This window comes from Pseudomonas sp. OV226 (assembly GCF_003148705.1).
GTDB lineage: Bacteria > Pseudomonadota > Gammaproteobacteria > Pseudomonadales > Pseudomonadaceae > Aquipseudomonas.
Genome location: NZ_QGGS01000020.1, coordinates 41,984 through 65,616, shown reverse-complemented (window position 1 = coordinate 65,616; position 23,633 = coordinate 41,984). Strand labels below are relative to the sequence as shown.

The 23,633-nt window shown below is 60.3% G+C and carries 19 protein-coding genes; 15 read left to right on the top strand and 4 right to left on the bottom strand.

Annotation, left to right across the window (positions count from 1 at the left end; all coding sequences use genetic code 11):
- Positions 1-216: 216 nt before the first annotated feature.
- Positions 217-4,533, top strand: coding sequence for an Lhr family helicase (locus C7534_RS24685; RefSeq protein WP_109787323.1), 4,317 nt, complete (start codon positions 217-219; stop codon positions 4,531-4,533).
- A gap of 115 nt (positions 4,534-4,648) precedes the next feature.
- On the opposite strand, the gene C7534_RS24680 is transcribed toward C7534_RS24685, so the two are convergent.
- A complete protein-coding gene (locus tag C7534_RS24680) occupies positions 4,649-6,772 on the bottom strand; it encodes a mechanosensitive ion channel family protein (RefSeq protein ID WP_109787322.1) in 2,124 nt (707 codons plus the stop codon).
- Between the two features lie 330 nt (positions 6,773-7,102).
- On the opposite strand from C7534_RS24680, the gene C7534_RS24675 reads away from it, so the two are divergent.
- The 3 genes from C7534_RS24675 to C7534_RS24665 are packed head-to-tail and all read left to right on the top strand — an operon-like array spanning position 7,103 to position 10,165.
- Positions 7,103-7,900, top strand: a complete 798-nt coding sequence (locus C7534_RS24675; RefSeq protein WP_109787321.1) for an endonuclease/exonuclease/phosphatase family protein — start codon at positions 7,103-7,105, stop codon at positions 7,898-7,900.
- A complete protein-coding gene (gene clsB, locus C7534_RS24670) occupies positions 7,897-9,192 on the top strand; it encodes a cardiolipin synthase ClsB (RefSeq protein WP_109787320.1) in 1,296 nt (431 codons plus the stop codon). Before C7534_RS24675 ends, clsB begins: the two co-directional genes overlap by 4 nt.
- On the top strand, positions 9,179-10,165 hold the full coding sequence (locus tag C7534_RS24665) for a lysylphosphatidylglycerol synthase domain-containing protein (RefSeq protein WP_109787319.1): 987 nt from the start codon (positions 9,179-9,181) through the stop codon (positions 10,163-10,165). Before clsB ends, C7534_RS24665 begins: the two co-directional genes overlap by 14 nt.
- 113 nt (positions 10,166-10,278) lie before the next feature.
- Here the strand turns inward: C7534_RS24665 and C7534_RS24660 are convergent, their stop codons facing one another.
- The 3 genes from C7534_RS24660 to C7534_RS24650 form a co-directional block, all read right to left on the bottom strand.
- The gene (locus C7534_RS24660) at positions 10,279-11,037 is read right to left on the bottom strand and encodes an alpha/beta hydrolase family protein (protein WP_109787318.1); all 759 of its coding nucleotides are present in this window, start codon (positions 11,035-11,037) and stop codon (positions 10,279-10,281) included.
- Complete coding sequence (locus C7534_RS24655; RefSeq protein ID WP_109787317.1) at positions 11,027-12,136, bottom strand: DUF3182 family protein; 1,110 nt, start codon at positions 12,134-12,136, stop codon at positions 11,027-11,029. The genes C7534_RS24660 and C7534_RS24655 overlap by 11 nt, the downstream gene beginning before the upstream one ends.
- A 291-nt stretch (positions 12,137-12,427) precedes the next feature.
- Positions 12,428-13,423: a GlxA family transcriptional regulator gene (locus tag C7534_RS24650; RefSeq protein WP_109787316.1), complete on the bottom strand. Its 996-nt coding sequence runs from the start codon at positions 13,421-13,423 to the stop codon at positions 12,428-12,430.
- 102 nt (positions 13,424-13,525) lie between these two features.
- Here C7534_RS24650 and C7534_RS24645 point away from each other — a divergent pair, with 102 nt between their 5' ends.
- The 11 genes from C7534_RS24645 (at position 13,526) to C7534_RS24595 (ending at position 23,618) form a co-directional block, all read left to right on the top strand.
- Positions 13,526-14,080 carry a cysteine hydrolase family protein gene (locus C7534_RS24645; protein ID WP_046028827.1) on the top strand — a complete coding sequence of 185 codons (555 nt, stop codon included), beginning with the start codon at positions 13,526-13,528 and terminating at the stop codon, positions 14,078-14,080.
- Positions 14,081-14,123: 43 nt separating this feature from the next.
- Positions 14,124-14,948 carry an alpha/beta fold hydrolase gene (locus C7534_RS24640; protein WP_046028829.1) on the top strand — a complete coding sequence of 275 codons (825 nt, stop codon included), beginning with the start codon at positions 14,124-14,126 and terminating at the stop codon, positions 14,946-14,948.
- Positions 14,949-15,093: 145 nt separating this feature from the next.
- Positions 15,094-15,780, top strand: a complete 687-nt coding sequence (locus tag C7534_RS24635; RefSeq protein ID WP_109787315.1) for a YjfI family protein — start codon at positions 15,094-15,096, stop codon at positions 15,778-15,780.
- Between the two features lie 21 nt (positions 15,781-15,801).
- The gene (locus tag C7534_RS24630; RefSeq protein ID WP_109787314.1) at positions 15,802-16,500 is read left to right on the top strand and encodes a PspA/IM30 family protein; all 699 of its coding nucleotides are present in this window, start codon (positions 15,802-15,804) and stop codon (positions 16,498-16,500) included.
- A 66-nt stretch (positions 16,501-16,566) separates the two neighbouring features.
- Complete coding sequence (locus tag C7534_RS24625; protein WP_109787313.1) at positions 16,567-17,130, top strand: rhomboid family intramembrane serine protease; 564 nt, start codon at positions 16,567-16,569, stop codon at positions 17,128-17,130.
- A 71-nt stretch (positions 17,131-17,201) separates the two neighbouring features.
- A complete protein-coding gene (locus C7534_RS24620) occupies positions 17,202-18,236 on the top strand; it encodes an ion channel (protein WP_109787312.1) in 1,035 nt (344 codons plus the stop codon).
- Positions 18,223-18,897: a DUF2491 family protein gene (locus C7534_RS24615; RefSeq protein ID WP_046028840.1), complete on the top strand. Its 675-nt coding sequence runs from the start codon at positions 18,223-18,225 to the stop codon at positions 18,895-18,897. Before C7534_RS24620 ends, C7534_RS24615 begins: the two co-directional genes overlap by 14 nt.
- Positions 18,898-18,911: 14 nt before the next feature.
- Positions 18,912-19,340 carry a DUF350 domain-containing protein gene (locus C7534_RS24610; RefSeq protein ID WP_027924370.1) on the top strand — a complete coding sequence of 143 codons (429 nt, stop codon included), beginning with the start codon at positions 18,912-18,914 and terminating at the stop codon, positions 19,338-19,340.
- A 19-nt stretch (positions 19,341-19,359) separates the two neighbouring features.
- Entirely contained in the window at positions 19,360-20,085 is a 726-nt protein-coding gene (locus C7534_RS24605; RefSeq protein WP_109787311.1) for a DUF1190 domain-containing protein, read from the top strand.
- Positions 20,086-20,097: 12 nt separating this feature from the next.
- Positions 20,098-21,255: a glutathionylspermidine synthase family protein gene (locus C7534_RS24600; protein ID WP_109787310.1), complete on the top strand. Its 1,158-nt coding sequence runs from the start codon at positions 20,098-20,100 to the stop codon at positions 21,253-21,255.
- 158 nt (positions 21,256-21,413) lie between these two features.
- Positions 21,414-23,618, top strand: coding sequence for an OsmC domain/YcaO domain-containing protein (locus C7534_RS24595; protein WP_109787309.1), 2,205 nt, complete (start codon positions 21,414-21,416; stop codon positions 23,616-23,618).
- Positions 23,619-23,633 lie beyond the last annotated feature (15 nt).

Genomic DNA, 23,633 nt, shown 5'->3' with positions numbered 1-23,633 from the left:
CCGTCATCCGTAAAGTGTAGATGCCCGGGATTTGTGCCGCCGGTGATGGCCCCTTCGCGGGCAAGCCCGCTCCCACAGGGATCTCCTATGAATACAAAATTTATGAACAACAGAAACCACTGTGGGAGCGGGCTTGCCCGCGATGAGGCCCTCAGGCTCGGCGAAGGGCTTGAATGGTACTTGCATCTGAACCACCCCACCCGCATAAATTACCCCATGAATCTGCCCATTCCCACGGACGCTGCACTGGCAGGCTTCCACCCCGCCGTCAGCGCCTGGTTCAGCAGCACCTTCCCGACGGTCACCGCCGCCCAGGCCCGGGCGTGGCCGTTGATCCGTCAGCGCCGCTCGACCCTGATCGCCGCGCCCACCGGATCTGGCAAAACCCTCACCGCTTTCCTCGCGGTCATCGACGACCTGGTTCACCGGGGCCTGGAAACCGACGACGGGCTGCCAGACGAAACCCTGGTGGTCTATGTCTCGCCGCTCAAGGCGTTGTCCAACGACATCCAGATCAACCTGCAAGACCCGCTCGCCGGGATCACCGAGCAACTGCGCGTGATGGGCCTGCCCCCCTTGCAGATCAACACCGCCGTGCGCACCGGCGATACACCGCAAAAAGATCGCTCGGCCATGCGCAAGACCGCACCGCACATTCTGGTGACCACGCCAGAATCCCTTTACGTGCTGCTCGGCTCCGATTCCGGCCGACAAATGCTCGGCACCACGCGCACGGTCATTGTCGATGAAATTCACGCCATCGCCGCCAGTAAACGCGGCAGCCACCTGGCCTTGAGCCTTGAGCGATTGCAGGCGCTGTGCGCAGATCCGCTGGTGCGCATTGGTCTGTCAGCCACGCAAAAACCCATCGAAGCGGTGTCGCGTTTTCTGGTGGGCCGTGACCGCCCTTGCGAGATCGTCGACATCGGCCACGCCCGTCCACGGGACCTGGACATCGAAGTGCCACCGGTGCCGCTATCGGCGGTCATGGCCAATGATGTGTGGGAGCTGGTCTATGACCGCCTCGCCGCCCTCGCCCGCGAACACCGGACCACACTGATTTTCGTCAACACCCGGCGACTCGCCGAACGCTTGAGCCGGCACCTGAGCGAACGCCTGGGCAAGGACGCCGTCGCCGCCCACCACGGCAGCCTGGCCAAAGAGTTTCGCCTGGACGCCGAACAACGGCTCAAGCGCGGCGACCTGCAAGTGCTGATCGCCACCGCTTCGCTGGAATTGGGCATCGACATTGGCGACGTAGACCTGGTGTGCCAAATCGCCTCGCCGCGCTCGATTTCAGGGTTTCTGCAACGGGTCGGCCGCTCCGGGCACCAAGTCGGCGGTACGCCCAAGGGCCGTTTGTTTGCCACCACTCGCGACGACCTGATCGAATGCGCCGCCCTGCTCGATTGTGTACGACGCGGTGAACTCGATACGTTGCAGATCCCCGAGGCACCGCTGGACGTGCTCGCCCAGCAAATCATTGCCGAGGTCAGTTGCCAGGAATGGCCGGAACAGGCGCTGCTGGAGATGTTGCGCAACGCCTCGCCCTACGCCGGGCTCGACGAAAAGCACTATCAGGCGCTGCTGCACATGCTTGCCGAGGGTTACAACGGTCGTCAGGGTATCCGCAGCGCTTACCTGCATCGCGACGCCGTGACCCGTACTTTACGCGGTCGTCGGGGGGCCAAACTGACCGCCGTGACCAGTGGCGGGACTATTCCGGACAACGCCGACTACAGCGTCTTGCTGGAGCCCCAAGGGCTGAACATCGGCAGCGTCAACGAAGACTTTGCGGTGGAAAGCATTGCCGGGGATGTGTTCCAGCTGGGCAATACCTCCTACCGGATCCTGCGGGTCGACACTGGCAAGGTCCGGGTCGAAGACGCTCAGGGGCAACCGCCGACCATTCCGTTCTGGCTCGGTGAAGCGCCCGGTCGCAGCGCCGAACTGTCCTTTGCCGTCGCTCGCTTGCAGGCGCACCTCGACGACCTGCTCGGCGCCACACAGGGCCATCTGCAACCGGCCCTCGACTGGCTGACCGACACCCTCGGCCTCAACCTCGACAGCGCCGGGCAACTGGTGGATTACCTCGCCCGAGCGCGCCTGACGCTCGGCGCCCTGCCGTCACAAGACACGCTGCTGATGGAGCGGTTTTTCGACGAGTCCGGCGGTACACAACTGATCATCCACACGCCGTTCGGCAGCCGCATCAACCGGGCCTGGGGCCTGGCCCTGCGCAAACGCTTCTGCCGCACCTTCAACTTCGAATTGCAGGCCGCCGCCAGCGAAGACGCCATTGTCCTGTCGCTGTCCACCAGCCACAGTTTCGAACTCGACGATGTCTGGCGCTACCTGCACAGCAACAGCGCCGAGCACATCCTGATTCAAGCAGTGCTCGACGCGCCGTTGTTCGGTGTGCGCTGGCGCTGGAATGCCGGCGTCGCCCTGGCATTGCCGCGCTACAGCGGCGGACGCAAAGTCGCGCCGCAGATCCAGCGGATGAAAAGCGAAGACTTGATTGCCAGCGTCTTCCCCGACCAGATTGCCTGCGTGGAAAACCTCGCCGGCGAGCGCGAAATTCCCGACCATCCGCTGGTGGAGCAAACCCTCGACGATTGCCTGCACGAGGCGATGGACAGTGACGGCTGGCTGGCGCTGCTGCGGCGCATGGAACGTGGCGATGTGCGGTTGATCAGCCGTGACTTGCCGGCGCCCTCCCCTTTGGCGGCCGAAATCCTCAGCGCCCGGCCCTACACTTTTCTCGACGATGCGCCGCTGGAAGAACGCCGCACGCAAGCGGTGCTCAACCGTCGCTGGACCGACCCGCAATCCACTGACGACCTCGGCGCGCTGGATGCCGAGGCGATTCAAGCGGTGCGCGATGAGGCTTGGCCGACACCTTCCGGCATCGATGAGATGCACGAGGCATTGATGAGCCTGGCGTGCATCACCGACGCGGAAGCGCAGGCCAATCCGCACTGGCTCGATTGGCTGAACGCCTTGGCCGACAGCGGTCGCGCCAGCCTTTTGCGGATCAACGCCAGGCAATCATTGTGGCTGGCACTGGAGCGACTCACCTGTTTCAAATCGATTTATCCACAGGCCAGGTTGTTGCCGGCACTGCAAGCGCTACCCGGCTTCGATGAAGTCTGGGAGCCCGACGAAGCGATGCTTGAAGTGATCCGCGCGCGGCTCAGCGCCTTCGGGCCGTTACCGCTCGATGCCATTGCCGAACCGCTTGGATTGACAGTGAATCAAGTCACCCAGGCCTTGGCCCAACTGGAACGCGAAGGCTATGTATTGCGCGGTCGCTTCACACCCGGCGCCAGTGTGGAGCAATGGTGCGAACGGCATCTGCTGGCACGAATTCACCGCTACACGGTCAAGCGTCTACGTCGGGAAATCGAGCCGGTGGCGTTGCAGGACTTCATGCGTTTTCTGTTCGACTGGCAGCACCTGTCGGCGGCGACTCAAGGCCAGGGCAGTGCCGTATTGCCGGCGATCATCAGTCAGTTCGAAGGCTACCCGGCCGCTGCGTCAGCCTGGGACAGCGATATGTTGCCCGGACGTATCAAAGACTATTCGCCGGGCTGGCTGGATGACCTGTGCCGAAGCGGAAAACTCGTCTGGACACGCCTGACCGCTCGCAACAAAGGCGCCAGCACGGCACTGCGCAGCACACCCATTGTGTTGTTGCCGCGCGGCCAGATCGGGTTATGGGTCAGCTTGACCGAGCAGACACCGGTCAGCGAGTTGTCGCCCAAGACGCAAAAGGTCTATGAAGCGCTCAGCCAACATGGCGCGCTGTTTTTCGATGAGTTGATTCATGAAGCGCACCTGTTGCGCTCGGAACTGGAAATCGCCTTGCAGGAATTGGTCGGTGCGGGGCTTGTGAACGCTGACAGCTTCGCCGGGTTGCGGGCGCTGATTACCCCGGCCAGCAAACGCCAGAATCGCAGCAGCCGACGCGGGCGCGGAGCGTTTGTGGGCGGCATGGACGATGCCGGTCGCTGGACCCTGTTGCGACGCGGGCCTGCCGCGCCGGTTGTGGATAACAAACGCCCGGCGCCCACACCCAACGAAACCCTGGAACACATCGCCATGACCTTGCTGCGGCGCTATGGCGTGGTGTTCTGGCGCTTGCTGGAGCGTGAGGCGGATTGGCTGCCAAGTTGGCGCGAATTGCTGCGCACATTTCACCGACTGGAGGCACGGGGCGAAATACGTGGCGGGCGGTTTGTCAGTGGTCTGGCGGGGGAGCAGTTTGCGCTGCCCGAGGCGATCCCGTTACTACGCGAAGTACGCCGACGGCCGCATGACGGCAGTTTGATCGCGGTGTGCGGGGTTGACCCGCTGAACCTGGCAGGCACGCTTTTACCGGGCGTGAAAGTGCCGGCGTTGGCGAGTAATCGGTTGGTGTACCGCGATGGATTGCCGGGGGCGGCGGAGATTGCCGGCAAGCAGCATTTCTGGATGGAGCTGGATCAGCAGGCGACTGCTGAATTGCACAACAAACTGATCCGGCATTGATCGTTCCCACGCTCTGCGTGGGAATGCAGCCAGAGACGCTCTGCGTCTCAAGAGTGGACGCGGAGCGTCCGGTGAGGCATTCCCACGCAGAGCGTGGGAACGATCTGTCCTGGTACTACTGGGTACGCGGCTGATCCGGCAGCAAAACCGACGAATGCTCCGGCGCCAGCCCGCCCTCTCCCTCATCCACCTGCCGCTGGGGAATAAAAACCTGCTGTGGATAAGTCTGCGCGAAATGCACCCAAGGGCTGTTATCCACAAGCTTTTTCAATCGCTGGTTGAAGGCTCGGCTCACCGCATACTGCCCGCCCGACACCGTACGGAACTGCGCCGTCAGCACCACGCCGTTGAGGTCCATTTTGTCGACCCCGAATACGTCGAGCGGTCCTTGCAGGTTGTACTTGAGAAACGGGTCGTCGCTGATCGAATGCCCGGCCTCGCGAATCAACTCAATCGCCTTGTCGACATCCGTGTCGTAGGTGAACTGCACCGAGAAGAACGCATAAGCAAACTGTCGGGACTGGTTGGTCACCGCCTTGATCTGGCCGAACGGCACCGAGTGCACAAAGCCCTTGCCGTCACGCAGACGCAGGGTGCGAATGGTCAGGCCTTCGACCGTGCCGGCATGCCCGGAATCGAGCACCACCCAATCGCCAATCGACAGGGTGTCTTCGATGATGATGAACAGCCCGGTAATCACATCCTGCACCAGTTGCTGTGAGCCGAAACCGATGGCCAGCCCCACCACCCCGGCGCCGGCCAGAAACGGCGCGACATTGATCCCGAGATTGGCCATGGTGGTGATCGCACAGATCACCACCAGCAGGATTTTGATCGCATTGCGCAGCAGCGGCAGGATGGTTTTCACCCGCGTGCTCGGTTGGCGTGCCGAGCGTTTGCTGACCGGTGGTTTCAGGGCCTCCTGAATCGCCGTGTCGAGCACCACCCAGACCATCCAGGTCATCAGGAAAATCAAGCCGATGCGGCTCAGCGAATCACTGATCGCCCGGCCGACCGAATTGCTCACCGCGAACTCGAAGAGTGACACCCCCCAGATACGTCCCAGGATGTCGATGAACACAATTGCCATGCCGATCCGCAGCAAGGCGTGAGAAAGGCTCAGGAAGCGCTCTTTATAGGCATTGCTGCGCCGTACCGCTTGCTCGCTGCGGGACTTGAACAGGTGATGCAACGTGGTGCTGAGGAACACCGTCGCGATCAACAGAACCGTGGTGAGCAGTGCACTGCGCAACACCTGCTGATTGTCATCGCTGATGCTGACCAGGTTCATGATCGACACCATCACCATCAACAGGATCGGCCAGTACCACAGGCCGGAAAATATCCGCAGCGTCTCGCGCAGTGCAGGCTGACTCTGACGCTGGGCCAACGGCAGAACGCGGATCAGATGCGCGACTGGACGACGCATTTTGATCACCAGCAAACCGAAGGAAATCGACGCCCCCAGCCCGGTCAATACCGCGATGCTGCTGGTGAGATTGCCGCCCAATTGGTGGGCGATTTGCGGGCTGGTCAGGGCATCGCTGATCGCGACCAGAAAGCCGATGCCAAACAGTGGTCGCGGGCTGAACTGACGAAGGATCTGCACCGCCCGGCGCTTGTGCCCGGTGTTGAACAGGACCACCAGCGTCATGACCAGCGAGGCGGCAAAGATCCCGCTGCTGGTGGCATAGGCGAAACACAGCGCCAGCGCCCGCCCGGCTGACACGGGCAGGAAGTGGCTGACAAAAATCGTCAGCGGCAGGCTGACCAGCGCTGGAATGCTGTAAGGCAATGCATAACCGAGCACGGCTTGGCCGCGTTCTCGTGTGAGCAGCAAGCGGTGCTCGCTCAGTCGCTTGGCCAACAACCCGCCGAGCAGCCAGAGCAACGCAAAGACGCCCACCCACACGCCGGACAACAGCAGGAAATCCCCCGCCACACTCCAGCTGGAACGCGCCGATGGATGATTGACCAGTTGATCCACTTCATCCGCCGCGCGGTCTGCGCGCAGACGCCAGGCGTCGACCAGGCCTTCGTTGAGATCGAGTTTGCCCTGGACTTCATCAATGCTCGAACTGATGGCCCCCAGCAAACCACCCTGGACCAGCGGTTCCGGGTGAGCCGGTGGTGTCGCGGCGCTGCTGGCCGGCATGCCCGGCAGCGCTGCCGCTTGCAGCCCGACGCTGGTGGTGAACAGAAGTAGCGCCAGCCATATCGCAGTCTTGAACGGATGCAAAACGCGGTGCTCCTTTTAGTGAGTCGAAATGAACACGAAAGATCGCAGCCTTCGGCCGCGCCTACAAGCGTAGACCGGCAGGAAGCTTCAGACCTGGCGGTGTATGCGGGGCCAGCCCGATTGCTGCCGTACATCGCCCCCACGTTGGTTATTTTGTGGGCCTGTACCGTCCGTAGCTCCGTCGAAACTTTCTCGCTCGCCCCGCAGTCATCAAAAGACAGGGTTGTTCGAAGACCATCAGGCGGGAGGCGGCATGGCGGCGATTCATATGGGTAGTTCAGGCTGGAGCTACAGCGTCCCCGGCAAACCGGTGGCCGAAGGCGTGCTGCCATGAACGCTTCCGAGCCGCTTGGCGCCGCCGACGAGCCATCGCCTATCCTCACCGCCGTGCGCAGCTTCACCGTGCTGACGGTCAACACGCACAAAGGGTTTACCGCGCTCAACCGGCGTTTCATCCTCCCGGAGTTGCGTGAAGCGGTGCGCAGCGTGTCCGCCGACGTGGTGTTTTTGCAGGAAGTCCACGGCACCCATGAACAGCATCCGCAGCGCTACAGCGATTGGCCGACGATGCCGCAATACGAATTCCTCGCCGACACCCTGTGGCCGCAGTTTGCCTATGGCCGCAATGCGGTTTACCCGGCGGGCGATCACGGCAATGCGCTGCTGTCGAAATTCCAGATCATTCGCCATGACAACCTCGACGTCTCGATCAGCGGCCATGAAAACCGCGGCATCCTGCATTGCGTGTTACGCCTGCCCGGTGACGGTCAGGAGGTTCACGCCATTTGCGTGCACCTGGGGCTGCGCGAAACCCATCGCACCGAACAGCTCAAGCTATTGAGCCGACGCCTGGCGCAGTTGCCGGATGATGCGGCGGTGATCGTGGCCGGCGACTTCAATGACTGGCGCCAACGCGCCGATGCGTTGCTCAAACCCTGTGGCTTGCGCGAAGTGTTCGCCGAACATCACGGCAAACCGGCGCGCAGTTTTCCTGCGCGAATGCCGGCACTTCGACTAGACCGCATCTACGTGCGCAACCTCAAGGCCCACCGTCCGCAAGTGCTGGCGGCGCGTCCCTGGTCACACCTTTCCGACCATGCACCGCTGTCGGTGGAGATCGAGCTATGAGCAGCCCATCGATGGAAGAAGCCCGCGTGGAACACGTGTCCACTCCCCCGAAAACCCGAGAGCCCGCCGTGGTCGATGTCGACTATGGCTGGCAAGGCAACAACCGCGTCGAGTTGCTGGAAAACGGTGAGGAGTATTTCCCCAGGGTGTTCGAGGCCATGCGCCAGGCCAAGACGGAAATCCTCTTGGAAACTTTCATCGTGTTCGAGGACAAGGTCGGCAATGAAATGCAGCAAGTGCTGATCGACGCGGCTCGGCGCGGTGTGCGGGTCACGGCCAGCCTCGACGGTTTTGGCTGTGGCGAATTGAGCACCGGGTTTCTGGCCGCATTGAGCGAGGCCGGCGTACACATCCAGATATTCGACCCGGCGCCCAAGCGTCTGGGCATTCGCACCAACTGGTTCCGTCGCCTGCACCGCAAGATTGTCGTGGTCGACGGAGCGGTGGCCTTTATCGGCGGGATCAACTTTTCCGCCGACCATCTGGGCGACTTCGGCCCCGAAGCCAAACAGGATTATTCCGTTGAAGTGCAAGGCCCGGCGGTGGCCGACATCCATCATTTCGCGCTGTTGCAATGCGGTCGCCCGGCCCGGGCCAAATACTGGTGGCAGCGCCGTCGCCAACGGCGATCGGAACTGGCCCTGGACGATCATGACGGCCAGGTTCGCCTGGTGTACCGCGACAATGGCGACCACAGCACCGACATCGAAGAGGTGTATCGGCTGGTGCTGCGCAGTGCCAAACGCCGCGTGGTGATCGCCAACGCCTACTTCTTTCCCGGTTACCGCTTGCTGCGCGAGATCCGTAACGCGGCGCGCCGGGGCGTCGACGTGCGGCTGATTCTGCAAGGTCAACCAGACATGCTGGTGGCCAAACTCGCCGCACGCATGACCTACGACTATTTGCTCAAGTCCGGTGTACAGATTCATGAGTATTGCCAACGGCCGCTGCACGGCAAAGTCGCGCTGGTCGATGAGGATTGGAGCACCGTCGGCTCAAGCAACCTCGACCCACTGAGCTTGTCGATGAACCTGGAAGCCAACGTGTTGATCCGCGACCGCGCGTTCAATCGCACGTTGTTTGAACGCCTTGAACACCTGAGCGACAACCACTGCAAAGCCATGTCCGTCGACACTGCGCCGCGCGGCCGCATCTGGCACATGACGGTCGGCTTTCTGGTGTTCCACTTCCTGCGGCACTTCCCGGCCTGGGCGGGTTGGCTGCCGGCACACAAGCCGCGCCTCAAGCCCTTCACCCAGCCGACCGGGAGCGATCATCATGAGCCACGCTGAAGCGCATTCGGGCAGTCACACCGAGCACCCCGGCAAGTCTCGCTGGAGCCGCTGGAAACGGCCGTTGACGATGTTGTTTTTCCTGGCGCTGATTGTCTTGTTGACGATGCTGGCCGAGCGCCTCGAATGGGACGAAGTGTTCAACACCCTGGCCGATTTCAAGGTGCGAACGCTGGTCATCGCTTCAGGACTGACGCTGCTGAGTTTTCTGGTGTACGCCAGTTTCGACCTGATCGGGCGAACCTACATTCGCCAGGACCTGACGTGGAAACAGATCCTGCCGGTGGGGATTATCAGCTATGCCTTCAACCTCAATCTGAGTGCATGGGTGGGTGGCATCGCCATGCGCTATCGCTTGTATTCACGGTTGGGCGTGAGCAAGGGCAATATCGCGAAAATCCTCGGCTTGAGCCTGGCGACCAACTGGTTCGGTTACATGGTCATTGCCGGCGCGGTGTTCAGCAGTGGGCTGGTGCGCATGCCGCCCGGCTGGAAACTGAGCAGTGGCGCATTACAAGGCGTAGGCGTGTTGTTGCTGATTGTGAGCGCGGGTTATCTGGCGGCCTGCCGGTTTTCCAAGCGGCGTGAATGGGCCATTCGCGGGATAGAAATTGATCTGCCGTCATTGCGCATGGCCGTGCTGCAACTGGCCCTCGGCGCGCTGAACTGGTCGTTGATGGCGGCGGTGATTTTTACCTTGTTGCCGAGCAAGCTCGACTACCCACTGGTGCTGGGTGTGTTGCTGATCAGCGCCATCGCCGGGGTCATCACCCATATTCCAGCAGGGCTTGGCGTGCTGGAGGCGGTGTTTGTGGCGCTGCTGCAACATGAGGTTTCGCGGGGAAGCCTGGTGGCCGGGTTGCTGGCGTACCGGGCGATCTATTTCATCCTGCCGCTGTTGATTACGCTGGTGATGTATCTGGTGGTGGAGGCCAAGGCCAAGTCGTTGCGGATATCGAAGAAACCTTCTTGAGTATGTGGTGAGTCGAAGGCCGCCATCGCGAGCAAGCTCGCTCCCACAGGGGAATGCGTTCCAAATGTGGGAGCGAGCTTGCCCGCGATGGTCTCCAAAACACCGAAGATTTTTCAGCGGGACTGAATAATGCTCAACCGTTCGCCCACCACCATTTCGGTAATCCAGTCCACCAGGATCGAGGTGTACGCCTGCTGCGAAACAGGGTCGCTCAACGCGTGATCGGCACCGTCGATAATCCGGTGGGTCAGCGAGTGAGTCTGCTGACAGGCCGCGCGGTAACTCATGATGGTTGCGTGCGGCACATAGTCGTCCGTCTCGGACTCCACCAGCAGCACATCACCGGTGAATTGCGAACAGGCATGCAGCGCGCGGTTGCTGTCGGCGCGAATCAGGGTGCCGCGATAATCACGCAGGTCGGTCTTGTCCAGGTCACGTTTGGGTGTGTGCCATTGATCGTCGCGATACAGCGCCGGCACCCGTAGCGCCAGCCAGCGCACCGGTCGCAACGACGTCAGGATCGCGGCCAGGTAACCGCCATAACTGGTGCCCACCACAGCGATGGCCGACGTGTCGAGCGCCGGGTGCGCGAGCAGGCGGTCATACGCTGCCAGCAGGTCGCGCAAGTTGTCTTCGCGGGTGACGCGCGTCAGCGGAATACCGGTGCCCCCGGTGTGGCCGCGCAAGTCGAACGTCAGGCACACGCACCCAAGACCGGCGATGCCTTTGGCCCGTTCCAGGTCCCGTTCCTGGCTGCCACCCCACCCGTGCACAAACAGCACGCCGGGAACCTTCGATTTGGGGCTCAGAAAAGTCCCGCTCATCTGTTCATCGTCGATGTCGATCTGAATGGTTTCGCTTCTAGCCGTCATAGGATTTGACCGTTACGTACTTGAGTAGAAAGTCACTGGTTTGCGCTGGCCCGCGATACACCTCGATGGCGTCCGCCGGCAGCGGCTGGTCGATGTAGGTTTCGACAGACGACACGCGAATCGCGCGCATCCCCGGATCGTTGACGAAGCTCTGCAACGCCGCCACTTCCGCGCTGCTGGCGCCGCCCATGCGCCAGGATTGTTCCAGCACGCCGCTGCGTTGTTGGCCGTTACAGTCCAGGCCCTGGGCGATGTCGTAATTGCGCCGTGAGGCGTAGAAACCGGGATAGGCCTCGTCCGCAGCGCGGTCGAACACCTGCGCCTGCCGGATCGCCAACCGCACATCGTCAGGCAACGGCAGCTTGAGCAAGTCCTCGTAGTCACCCGGCACCACCAACAGGTTGGAACCGCCATACACCTGCTCGCCTTGAGCATCCTCAGTCAAGTATTGATCACCGCAGTAACTCAGCACGGTGTTGCCGATGAAACTCTGGCCGACGCTGTGGGTGATCACGTTGTCCAGATCCTGTTCCAGCACCACACCTTCGGTGAACAACTTGCTGGCATCGGGCCTGGCGAGGACTTCGTCGAACTGATCGAGGCTTTCAATTACCTCCTGGCCACGTCCGGCGCAGGCATGTACAGGCTTGAGGCGGATCGGGCCGTTGTGGAGCAAGTGTTCGGCGGCGGGCCGCGCATCGTCGAACGAGAACACGCTGAGGCCGTCCAGCACCACGCTGCGCACGCGCTCGGAAAACAGCGGTGACCAACCTGGCGGGGCGTAGGCATTTTTATTGAGCAAGCCGTGGCTGATGGCTTTGGTGCAGATGAAATCGTGATCGACGTAACCGCCCCACAAATCTTGCGGCCCTTTGACGCCGACTTGCCGGGCGGCATCGGAGCCGACCAGGGTTTGCGTCGGCAGCAGATACAGGTCACGACCGTTGTGCAGTTCCCGATCGAAACTGCCCCCGTACTTGAGGCCCAGAATCTGCGCCAGCCAACGGGCCAGTGCACGATTGGTTTCAACTTCGTGCAAGGGTGCATCCGGGTGCACGGAATGGGCGACCACCAGTTTCCTGCGGTTTGTTGGGGTCATGCGTCCCCCTTCAATCGGCGCTTGATGAGTGTATAGGGAGAGGTGCAGAGATCAGGCCAAGCGGCGGGCGCCGCCAACAACTTTTAAATCAGATAGTTGCGCAAAGGGTAATGGCACCAGGCCTGTTTTATTCTGCACGACAGCCTGCATTTTGCACGACTCATACCTGGCGCATGATCCTGTGGGAGCCGAGCTTGCTCGCGATGGCGATGTATCAGACACATCATTGTTGAATGTTATGGCGCAATCGCGAGCAAGCTCGGCTCCCACATGGGCTATGTAATGATCTGGCTACCGTGGGGTTGCTGCCGTCGGTGAGACACCAAACCGTGTCCGGTAATCGCTCGGCGCCAGCCCGGTGATCTTCTTGAAGGTCGAGCGAAACGCACCGGGGTCCTGATAACCCACGGTCCAGGCGATGTGATCGATGGTGCCGTTGGTGAATTCGAGCATCTCCCGGGCCTTGCCGACCCGCAGGTGCTGGCAATACTCGGTTGGCTTGAGCCCGGTGGCTGCGCGGAATCGGCGCAGGAACGTGCGCTCTTCCAGTCCCGCCCGCTCAGCCATGGCCGTCAGTGACACATCGGTCGCGCCGGTGCTTTGCAGCCAATGCTGGACCTTGAGAATCGACGCATCGCCATGACTGAGAATCGGTGAAAAATTGCTCCCGCACTCGCTGGCACTGTCGCTGTGTTCCACCACCAGAAACCGCGCCGCGCCGGTCGCAATACTCGGCCCCAGCAAACGGTCGACCAGGCGCAACCCCAACTCGGACCAGGCCATCAGCCCGGCCGTGGTAATCAGGTCGCCGTCATCGACGATGGGCGTGTCAGCCTTGAGTTTGATCGCTGGGTAACGCTCCGCGAAGCCTTTGGCCGAGGTCCAGTGCGTGGTGGCGCTGCGGCCGTCGAGCAGGCCGCTTTCGGCCAATAGAATGGAGCCTACGCAGACGCCACCGAGCGTCGCGCCGCCCGCGTGTTGCTGGCGAACCCAGTCGAGCAATGCCGGTGGCACCTGGCCTGCGTAAAAACTGGCAATCGACGGCGGGATCAACACAGCCACCAAGGCCGAGTCCGGCGCGGGATGACTGTCGTAGACCCGAACGGGCGCCTGATCGCCATCAATCCGCCAATGGCTGACCCGCAACAGCGGCAACTGCGCAGACTGATGCTCGGTGGCGATCCGGTTGGCCACGTCGAACAAATCCGTCAGCCCATGCACCGCCGCCATCTGCGCACCGGGATAAATCAGCACACCCAGCTCGGCGATTGCCCTTTTTGCATCCATTGTCAGTTTTCCCCCTTCTATTGTCGGTGCGGCCAATCCTCGGACGGCCTGCTAAACCCAATACTTCATCCCACACCCAACAAGCACTTCGAGGAAACAGTCATGGCCAAGCAAGCACTCATCGTAGTTGATATCCAAAACGACTACTTCCCACAAGGCAAATGGCCGCTGGTCGGCGCCGACGCCGCTGCCGATAACGCCGTTCGCCTGCTCAAGGCCTTTCGTGAGGCCGGTGATTCGGTGGTGCACATCCGCCACGAATTCACCTCCGAAGAAGCACCGTTCTTCACCCCGGGCTCCGAAGGCGCAAAGCTGCACCCCAAGGTCCTCAACCAGGCCAATGAGCCGGTGGTCCTCAAGCACTTCGTCAACTCGTTCCGCGAAACCGACCTGAAATCGATCCTCGATGAGCAGGGGGTCAAGGAGCTGGTGGTGGTCGGCAGCATGAGCCACATGTGCGTCGACGGCATCACTCGCGCTGCCAATGACTTCGGCTACGCTGTCACGGTCATCCACGACGCCTGCGCCTCCCGGGACCTGGAGTTCAACGGTGTGACCGTACCGGCTGCCCACGTACACGCCGCCTTCATGTCGGCGCTGGGTTTTGCCTATGCCAAGGTAGTGTCCACCGACGAGTTCCTCGCCGCCAGCTTCTAAATGTAAACGCCCGACTCACGTACTTCATTTGGAGATCATCGACATGGCTACTCTGACGACTCGCGAAGGCAACACCCTTTACTACAAGGACTGGGGCAGCGGACAACCGGTGGTGTTCAGCCACGGCTGGCCTCTGAGCGCCGACAGTTGGGAATCGCAGATGCTGCACTTCGCCAACAACGGTTTCCGTGCCATCGCGCATGATCGTCGGGGCCATGGCCGGTCGAGCCAGCCGTGGGACGGCAACGACATGGATCACTATGCCGATGACCTGGCCGAGTTGATCGAACACCTGGATTTGAAGGACGTGATTCTTTTCGGCTTTTCTACCGGCGGCGGTGAAGTTGCACGCTACATCGGTCGCCACGGCACACGCCGTCTGGCCAAGGCCGGGCTGATTTCCGCCGTACCGCCGCTGATGCTGAAAACCGAGAGCAATCCCAAAGGCCTGCCAATTGAAGTGTTTGACGGCATCCGTGCGGCGTCTATCGCCGACCGGTCGCAGCTCTACAAGGATGTTGCCAGCGGGCCATTCTTTGGCTTCAACCGCCCCGGCGCCACGTCATCGCAAGGGTTGATCGACTCGTTCTGGATGCAAGGCATGATGGGCGGTCACAAGAACACCCTGGACAGCATCAAGGCCTTCTCGGAAACGGATTTCCGTGACGACCTGAAAAAGTTTGATGTGCCGACCTTGATCATCCACGGCGATGACGACCAGATTGTGCCGATTCAAGCGGCGGGGCTTGAGAGCAAGCGATTGATCGAGCATGCCGAGCTGATTGTGTATCCGGGAGCGCCGCATGGGCTGACGGATACCCATAAAGAGCAAGTGAACGCGGACATGCTGGCCTTCGCCAAAGGCTGAGAAATACTTTGAAATACCACAGGGCCCGCCATGCTGCGGGCCTTTTGGCGTATGGCCGAAAAAACTCACGCGTGAGCCATTGAAGACGCTGTGCTTTGGGCGTAGGGTTTCTCACGCGTGAGATGTTCACAACGGAGTCACTGCCATGCAAAGCCGCTCCCCGTCAGGTTCGCCTGTCGAGCCTGCTGCATCAAAGAGCCCCAAGGGTGAGCGCTCGAAACCGTCCGCGAAAAAACCATCGAGCTTCTACATGAAGCAGATGCGCGCGGGCCTGGCAGCCGCCGGTTATGTGAAACACGAGACTTGGGTGCTTCCCGAAAACCGAAGCTTGCTCAAGCAGATGGAGCAACAGCTACGCCAACCGATTCTGGCTGGCTCATTCATGTCGGAGAATTACATGAGCGCAGGCAACAACTGGAACATCGATAGCCTCTTCAACGCCCTGAAGGCCCTCGACGAAGTGGTTTCGAAGGACATCACCCTTTCCCTTGTTCAAGGCTCCGAGTCCAGCATCAAGCTGGAAATGAACGATTTCGGTGGCTTGCCGATTTACATCGCGGTGGTGGGCGATCAGATCATCGTGGATACCGTGCTGGTCGACGTTGAATCCATCCACGACGTGCCGGCCTTCAACGACGCCGTGTTGCGCAGCCGGGAAATGTTCCCGCTGTCCTCCATCGGTATCGAGTCCATGCCCAACGGCCAGGTCGTTTACAACATGTTCGGCGCGCTGAGTTCCGACTCCAGCCTGACCAACGTGGTGACCGAGGTGAAAACCCTGGTCGACAACGTCCAGCGTGCCAGCGAAGCCTTCGAACGCTTCTTCAAGTAATTATCAGGAAAGGAAGATCCAATGACTCAGTCCATCTGGAGCAAACTGTTCACCGCGCTGCGTGGCGGTGCCAGCGAAGTTGGCGAAGCAATCGTCGACCAACAGGCCCTGCGCATCCTCGACCAGGAAATTCGCGATGCTGACAGCGCGCTGGCCAATGCCAAGCGCGAGCTGGTCACCATCATGGCCAAGCACAAACTGTCGGCCGACCGCGTCAGCGAGTACCACGCCAAAATCAAGGACCTGGAATCCAAGGCCATGGCCGCGATCCAGGCCAACCGCGAAGACCTGGCGATGGAAGTGGCCGAAGCGATTTCGACCCTGACCAACGAACTCGATGTCGAGCAAAAGCAGGCCACCGAATTCGGCGGTTACGCGGACAACATGCGTAAAGACATCACCAAGGCCGAAAACCGCATCAAGAGCCTGCGCCAGCAAGTGGACATGGCCAAGGCCCGCGAAAGCGTGCAGAAAGCCCAGATCAGCGCCTCCATCGCCAGCGGCGGCGCCAACGGCAAGCTGGAAACCGCCGTCGGCACCCTGAACCGTTTGCAGGCCAAGCAGCAGCAACGCGCTGCAGAACTGGAAGCACAGGACCAACTGGCCGACGCCTCGACTGGCACCGATCTGGAACGCAAACTGCGCGAAGCCGGCATCACGCCGAACGAAGGCAGCGCCAACGCGATCCTGGAACGCCTGAAGCAAAAGTCGGCCGAGTAATCGACCCGGCAACACCCCGAAAAGAAGGGCATTGATTGCCCTTCTTTTTTTGAGTCGAGGGCAACGATGGACACCCTGAAGGGTTTCAAGATTATCGCCGGCCTGGCCATCGTCATGGTCGCGCTGCAAGTGATCAATTTCGCCACCGGTTACAGCCTTATGGCGTTCGGCCTGGTTCCCAGAACCGTGCATGGACTGATGGGCATCGTCACTTCACCTTTTTTGCACGCGTCCTTCTCGCACCTGAGCGCCAACCTGATTGCCTTTTTGGTACTGGGTACGCTGGTGATCGTCGATGGGCTCAATCGGTTCATGGCCGTCAGCGCCATCATTATTCTGCTGGGCGGCTCGCTGGTCTGGCTGTTCGGTTTTACCGGCGTACACATTGGCGCCAGCGGTTGGGTTTTCGGGCTGTGGGCGTACATTCTGTCGCGCGCCTGGTTCCAGAAGAGCTGGGGCAACGTTATGACGGCAGGCCTCGTTGCCTTGTTGTATGGCGGATTGGTCTTTGGCTTCCTGCCTCGTCGGGGCATTTCATTCGAAGGGCATCTGTTCGGGGCATTCGCCGGTTTTATTGCAGCCAAGGTACTTCTATCTGCGCCACGCAGCAGGTTTAATGCCGCCCGTTAACGCATTCGGGCACACCGACACCGAGGCGATGACTTCGCCAGGAACGCGTGCCCCACAGAGTCAGGGACGAAATGTCGATATTCCTTTTATTACGCCTGTATGCCTCGTCCCTGTTCCACCGTTTCGGCTGGGCGGGCCTGGTGATTGCGTTGGGCATCCACCTGACCACCGCCTGGCTGGGGCTGGTGTTGCTGGGCGAACATCAGCTCACCACCCCCGCCACGTTTACCTACTTCTATCTCACCACCACGTTGACCGTCGGCTATGGCGACCTCGCGCCGCAGACCTCGGCCGGGCGGATTTTCGTGGCGACCTGGGTCATGCTCGGCGGCATTGCGCTGCTGACAGCGGCGATTGGCAAAACCACCAGCAGTGTTATCGATGCATGGAGAAAAGGCATGAAGGGCAAAGGAGATTTCACCGGCAAGGTCGGCCATACGGTTCTCATCGGCTGGGAAGGCGCGTGCAGCGAACGGGTCATTGAATTGTTGTTGCAGGACGAAACCTCCAACGACAACCTGATCGTGATTTGCGATTGCACCCTTGAAGAAAACCCCATGCCGGGCAAGGCCAGCTTCATCAAAGGTGACAGCCTGTCCTCGGCGGCGTTATTACTGCGCGCCGGTGTTCCGGGTGCCGAGCGCGTGCTGGTGCGAACCCCGTCAGACGATTTGACCCTGGCCACCGTGCTGGCGGTCAATCAACTGAACCCCATCGGGCACGTGGTCGCGCATTTCAATGAAAGCGAAATCGCCGCACTCGCCAGCGCCTACGCCCCCACCCTCGAATGCACCTCAAGCATGGCCATCGAGATGCTGGTGCGCGCCTCTCAGGACCCGGGCTCGTCCATGGTCATCAATGAGTTGTTGTGCGTGGGTGAAGGCGCGACCCAATACCTGATGAAACTGCCCGAAACGTATGAGGCCACCTTTGGTGACCTGTACGCGCAGATGAAAGAACGCCATAACGCCACCCTCATCGGCTATCGCGCCATAGGCGCCCAACACCCTTCGATCAACCCGCCCAACGCGACACGCGTTGAGGGCGGCGAACTCTTCTACATCGCCTCCACTCGCCTCAAGGAGATCTCCCATGGGATGGTTTAAACAGTTGATGGGGCTTGAGGCCCCGAACGCGAATACCGATTCGAAATGGACCGCCAGTGAAACCCTGCCGGCAGCGGGCCCACTGGGCCTGGGGTTGGGCAAAGGCGTGATGTTCGACACCAGCCTGAAATTGTTGCTCGACGGCAACACCACCGTGACGATTCCGGGTTCCCAGCAGATCTGGAGCAACGGCACCATCGATCTCGGGCAGTCGACCTGGCTCTCGCGCTACTACATGAACGACGAAGAATACTGGCTGCAGGTGCACACCACCGGCGATATCGCCGGGCAGGTCGAGTCGGTGATCCTGTTCAACTACCTCAGCTACATCACCATCAGCAGCGAGGCGGAATTGCGCCGACTGGCCGGCCCGCAAAGCCTGATCGGCTTGCCGACCTACACCCACAACGGCGTCGAATACACCCGCGAATGGGGCACCGAAAATGGCCAGACCGAATTGGTGGCGCTGAGCGAACAGCTGAAAAACCCGGAGGACGCCTACAGCATCGAGCACCGTTCAATGCTGTACGCCCGCGAAACCGGCCTGACCGATCGCCGGGAATTCCTGCTGTTCTCCGTCGAAGAAGACGCTGAAGGCACCATCAGTTTGAGCACGTCGCTGGGTGTCTCGCTGTACACCACCGACCTGAACACTTTTTAACAAGGAAGACGTCCATGCTAGAAGCACTCTCCATCTCTCTGAACCCGGCGGCTGTGCTCGGGTTTGTTTCATACATCCTCGGCGCCGCTGTGTTGTTCGCGCTGTTCCAGTTCATCTACACCCGCATCACGCCGCACAAAGAGTTCGAACTGATCCGCTCGGGCAACGTGGCGGCCGCCATCGCCCTCGGTGGTGCCATCATTGGTTTCGCCATCCCGGCCAGCAATGTGATTGCCTATTCGATCAGCCTGCTCGACTTCGTTGTCTGGGCCGTCATCGCCGCATTCGTGCAACTGCTGGCGTTCTTGATGACCAGCCTGGTACTCAAAGGCACCTCGGAGCGCATCAAAAAAGGTGAAATCGCCGCGGGCATTTATGTGGCGGCAGTGGCCATCAGCGTCGGCATGCTCAACGCCGCGTGCATGACCCCTTCCCAGAACTGATCGCGCAGCGGAGATTTCGATGAAACGAAGCAAGTACGTTCAGCTCTCGCTGGCCGCATCGGTCGCCATGGCGATATCCGGTTGCGGGCCAACGGAAAAAACCTATGCGGTGCAGAAGAAGTATAACTTCCAGTCCGTCCAGCAATGCGCCGATGAAAAACTCCCGGTGGACGTCTGCTCCGATGCCTACATGAGCGCCATGGCCGAGCATCGTCGCATTGCCCCGGTGTACGACAACCAGGCCGATTGCGATGCCGATTTTGTCGCCGACTGGTGCCAGCAGGACTCGACCGGCAAGTTCATCCCCAGGCTGGGCGGCTTCGAGCTGACCGCTGATGGCCAGGTGACGCAATCCCAGGTGGACGCCGCCAAGGCACAACTGCCGGCCTCGGAAGCCAACACCGGCGGCTCGGGGTTTTCCACCAGCAGCCTGCTGACCGGGCTGTTGATCGGCAACATGCTGAGCAACAACCGCAACAGCTATTACTCCCAACCGGTCTACCGCTACCGCGATGATCGCGGCAACTATGGCTCCTCAACCCTCAACCAGCGCATTGCCAACGGTTCGACGTTCAACCGGTCCAACCAGGCGAAGTACGGCGGCAGCGGCAGCGGCAGCTACAGCAACACCATCAGCAAATCGGCAAGCAAGCCGGTTTCTTCCGTTGCCTCGTCGACGTCGCGTGGCGGTTTCGGCAGCAAGGCCAGCGCACGCAGCGGCTGGGGCGGCGGGTCGAGCAGTTAAGGAAACCGGGCCATGAAGAAGATCCATTGCGCAGAGCGTCATGACTGGAAACAGACCGCCGAAGGTCTCGGCTTTCTGTTTCACACCATCGATGGCGAACCCTATTGGGACGAGAGCGCGTATTACCAGTTCACGCTCAAGCAAATCGAAAACGATCTGGAGGACCCGACCACCGAGATCCATGAGATGTGCATGGACCTGGTGGCCCGCGTGGTTCAGAGCGAGGAGTTGCTGGAACGCCTGAGTATTCCGTCGGCGTTCTACGACATGATTCGCACATCATGGCTTGAAGGTCACCCGCACCTGTATGGGCGCATGGACTTCTCCTACAACGGCACCGGGCCGGCCAAGTTGCTGGAACTCAACTACGACACGCCGACCAGCTTATATGAGGCGGCGGCGTTTCAATGGGGCTGGCTGGAGCAATGCATCGAACGCGGTTTGCTGCCCAAGCATGCCGACCAGTTCAATAGCATCGACACCAAACTCCATCAGGCCTTTGCTCAACTGCAGCTCAAACAGCCCTTCTATTTCGCCTCGATGAAACACTCGGTCGAAGACAAGGGCACCACCGACTATTTGCGACTGGTCGCGGAAAAGGTCGGCATAGAATCCCGGCACATCGATATCGAAGACATCGGCCTCACCAGCGACGGACGATTCGTCGATCTCGAAGATCGCTGGATCCCGCACTTGTTCAAGCTGCATGCCTGGGAATTCATTTTCCACGAGCCCTTCGGCGCCGCGATTGCCCAGAGTGACACCCAGTTTTTCGAGCCGGCGTGGAAATCCATCATCTCCAACAAGGGCATCCTGCCGTTGCTGTGGGAGTTCAACAAAGGTCACCCGAACCTGCTCGCCGCTCACCTGGACACGGATCCGAACAAAGCGGTGCCCAAGGGCTGGGTGCGTAAACCGTTCTTCTCCCGTGAAGGCGCCAACATCGAGCTGCAAACGGCCGATGGCCTGATCGTCAAAGAAGATGGGCCCTACACGGATGCGCCGTTTATCCTCCAGGAGTTCGCCCCGCTGCCGAAGTTTGGCGACAGCTATACGCTGATTGGCTCTTGGGTGATTGGCGATCAGGCCGCCGGTATTGGCGTGCGGGAAGACAACAGTTTGATCACCAAGGATTCGAGCCGGTTTTTGCCGCACCTGATACTCGACTGAGCAATACGTCGTGCATAAGAAACCCCGGTGCCGTGCATCGGGCGTTCGGGTGAAAACAGGGCTAAACCAAGGTCAAGACGAGACAACGACAAGACTTACGCCCGAAAAGCCGGATAATGGCGGCCAATTCGTCTAGCCCGTTATTCTGGTAATCCCCCATGGAAATCAAGGTCAACTTTCTCGACAACCTTCGGCTTGAAGCAAAGTTCGATGACTTCACGGTGGTGGCCGACCAGCCTATTCGCTACAAGGGCGATGGCTCGGCACCGGGTCCGTTCGATTACTTTCTGGCTTCGTCGGCGTTGTGTGCGGCTTATTTCGTGAAGTTGTACTGCGACACTCGCAGTATTCCCACCGATAACATCCGCCTGTCGCAGAACAACATTGTTGATCCGGAAAACCGCTACAACCAGATTTTCAAGATTCAGGTCGAGTTGCCGGCAGACATCTCCGACAAGGACCGCCAGGGCATCCTGCGCTCCATCGACCGTTGCACCGTGAAAAAAGTGGTGCAAGCCGGGCCTGAGTTTGTGATCGAAGAAGTGGAAAACCTCGACGCCGATGCCCAGGCGTTGCTGATGCCTGCTTCTAACTCAGAGGCGAGCACTTATATTGCCGGCAAGGACCTGCCGCTGGAGCAGACCATCGCCAACATGTCGGCCATCCTCGCTGACCTGGGCATGAAGATTGAAATCGCTTCGTGGCGCAATATCGTTCCCAACGTGTGGTCGCTGCACATCCGCGATGCGCACTCGCCAATGTGTTTCACCAATGGCAAGGGCACGACCAAAGAAGGCGCGTTGGCGTCGGCGCTGGGCGAGTTTATCGAGCGACTCAACTGCAACTTCTTCTACAACGACCAGTTCTGGGGCGAAGACATCGCCAACGCGCCGTTTGTGCATTACCCGGACGAACGCTGGTTCAAGCCTGGTCGCAATGATGCGCTGCCGACTGAAATTCTCGACGAACACTGCCTGAAGATTTACAACCGGGACGGCGAGCTGCGTGGTTCCCATCTGATCGACACCAACTCGGGCAATGAAGAGCGTGGCATTTGCTCGCTGCCATTCGTGCGTCAGTCGGACGGCGAGGTGGTGTATTTCCCGTCCAACCTGATTGAAAACCTGTTCCTCAGCAATGGCATGAGCGCCGGCAACACGCTGGCCGAAGCCCAGGTGCAGTGCCTGTCGGAGATCTTCGAACGCGCGGTCAAACGCGAAATCATCGAAGGTGAGTTTGCCCTGCCGGATGTGCCAGCCGATGTGTTGGCGAAGTACCCGGGGATTCTCGCCGGGATTCAGGCGCTGGAAGAGCAAGGGTTCCCCGTGCTGGTGAAGGATGCGTCCCTGGGCGGCGAATTCCCGGTGATGTGCGTCACGCTGATGAACCCGCGCACCGGCGGTGTGTTCGCCTCGTTCGGCGCGCACCCAAGCCTGGAAGTGGCACTGGAGCGCAGCCTGACCGAATTGTTGCAGGGCCGTAGCTTCGAAGGCCTCAACGATCTGCCTCAGCCGACGTTTGAAGGTCATGCGGTGACCGAGCCGAATAACTTCGTCGAGCACTTCATCGATTCCAGCGGCGTGGTGTCGTGGCGCTTCTTCAGTGCCAAATCAGACTACGAATTCGTGGAGTGGGACTTTTCCGGCCAGGGTGAAAACTCGAATGCCGAGGAAGCCGCGACCCTGTTCGGCATTCTCGAAGGCATGGGCAAGCAAGTGTACATGGCGGTCTACGAGCACATCGGCGCCAAGGCGTGCCGCATCCTGGTGCCGGACTACTCGGAAATCTATCCCGCGGACGATCTGATCTGGGATAACACCAACAAAGCGCTGTTCTTCCGCGCCGATATCCTCAACCTGCATCGTCTGGACGAAGAAGAACTGCTATCGCTGGTTGAGCGTCTGGTGGAAAGTGAGCTGGACGACTACACCGACATCACCAGCTTGATCGGCATCGAATTTGACGACAACACGGCGTGGGGCCAACTGACGATTCTTGAGTTGAAGCTGCTGATTTATCTCGCCTTGCAGCAATTCGAAGAGGCGAAAGAGGCAGTGGAAATGTTCCTGCAGTACAACGACAACACGGTTGAGCGCGGCTTGTTCTACCAGGCCGTCAATGTGGTGCTGGAAATGAAGCTGGACGAAGACCTGGAACTGGAAGACTACGAGGCCAATTTCCGCCGGATGTTTGGCAACGAGCGCACGGATGCAGCGATCGGCTCGGTGGACGGCAGCGTGCGTTTCCATGGCTTGACGCCGACCAGCATGAAACTGGAGGGGCTCGACAGGCACCTGCGGTTGATCGATAGCTACAAGAAACTGCACTCGGCGCGGGCCGTTGTGACCACGTTATCCCGTTAACAGCGCCCACAAAAA

Bases quoted from the DNA above. Each gene is read 5' to 3' on its own strand.
- C7534_RS24655 (WP_109787317.1), bottom strand. From the start codon at position 12,136: ATGACCCCAACAAACCGCAGGAAACTGGTGGTCGCCCATTCCGTGCAC.
- clsB (WP_109787320.1), top strand. From the start codon at position 7,897: ATGAGCAGCCCATCGATGGAAGAAGCCCGCGTGGAACACGTGTCCACT.
- C7534_RS24595 (WP_109787309.1), top strand. From the start codon at position 21,414: ATGGAAATCAAGGTCAACTTTCTCGACAACCTTCGGCTTGAAGCAAAG.
- C7534_RS24610 (WP_027924370.1), top strand. From the start codon at position 18,912: ATGCTAGAAGCACTCTCCATCTCTCTGAACCCGGCGGCTGTGCTCGGG.
- C7534_RS24635 (WP_109787315.1), top strand. From the start codon at position 15,094: ATGCAAAGCCGCTCCCCGTCAGGTTCGCCTGTCGAGCCTGCTGCATCA.
- C7534_RS24660 (WP_109787318.1), bottom strand. From the start codon at position 11,037: ATGACGGCTAGAAGCGAAACCATTCAGATCGACATCGACGATGAACAG.
- C7534_RS24605 (WP_109787311.1), top strand. From the start codon at position 19,360: ATGAAACGAAGCAAGTACGTTCAGCTCTCGCTGGCCGCATCGGTCGCC.
- C7534_RS24650 (WP_109787316.1), bottom strand. From the start codon at position 13,423: ATGGATGCAAAAAGGGCAATCGCCGAGCTGGGTGTGCTGATTTATCCC.
- C7534_RS24665 (WP_109787319.1), top strand. From the start codon at position 9,179: ATGAGCCACGCTGAAGCGCATTCGGGCAGTCACACCGAGCACCCCGGC.
- C7534_RS24675 (WP_109787321.1), top strand. From the start codon at position 7,103: ATGAACGCTTCCGAGCCGCTTGGCGCCGCCGACGAGCCATCGCCTATC.
- C7534_RS24625 (WP_109787313.1), top strand. From the start codon at position 16,567: ATGGACACCCTGAAGGGTTTCAAGATTATCGCCGGCCTGGCCATCGTC.
- C7534_RS24640 (WP_046028829.1), top strand. From the start codon at position 14,124: ATGGCTACTCTGACGACTCGCGAAGGCAACACCCTTTACTACAAGGAC.
- C7534_RS24620 (WP_109787312.1), top strand. From the start codon at position 17,202: ATGTCGATATTCCTTTTATTACGCCTGTATGCCTCGTCCCTGTTCCAC.
- C7534_RS24685 (WP_109787323.1), top strand. From the start codon at position 217: ATGAATCTGCCCATTCCCACGGACGCTGCACTGGCAGGCTTCCACCCC.
- C7534_RS24600 (WP_109787310.1), top strand. From the start codon at position 20,098: ATGAAGAAGATCCATTGCGCAGAGCGTCATGACTGGAAACAGACCGCC.
- C7534_RS24630 (WP_109787314.1), top strand. From the start codon at position 15,802: ATGACTCAGTCCATCTGGAGCAAACTGTTCACCGCGCTGCGTGGCGGT.
- C7534_RS24615 (WP_046028840.1), top strand. From the start codon at position 18,223: ATGGGATGGTTTAAACAGTTGATGGGGCTTGAGGCCCCGAACGCGAAT.
- C7534_RS24645 (WP_046028827.1), top strand. From the start codon at position 13,526: ATGGCCAAGCAAGCACTCATCGTAGTTGATATCCAAAACGACTACTTC.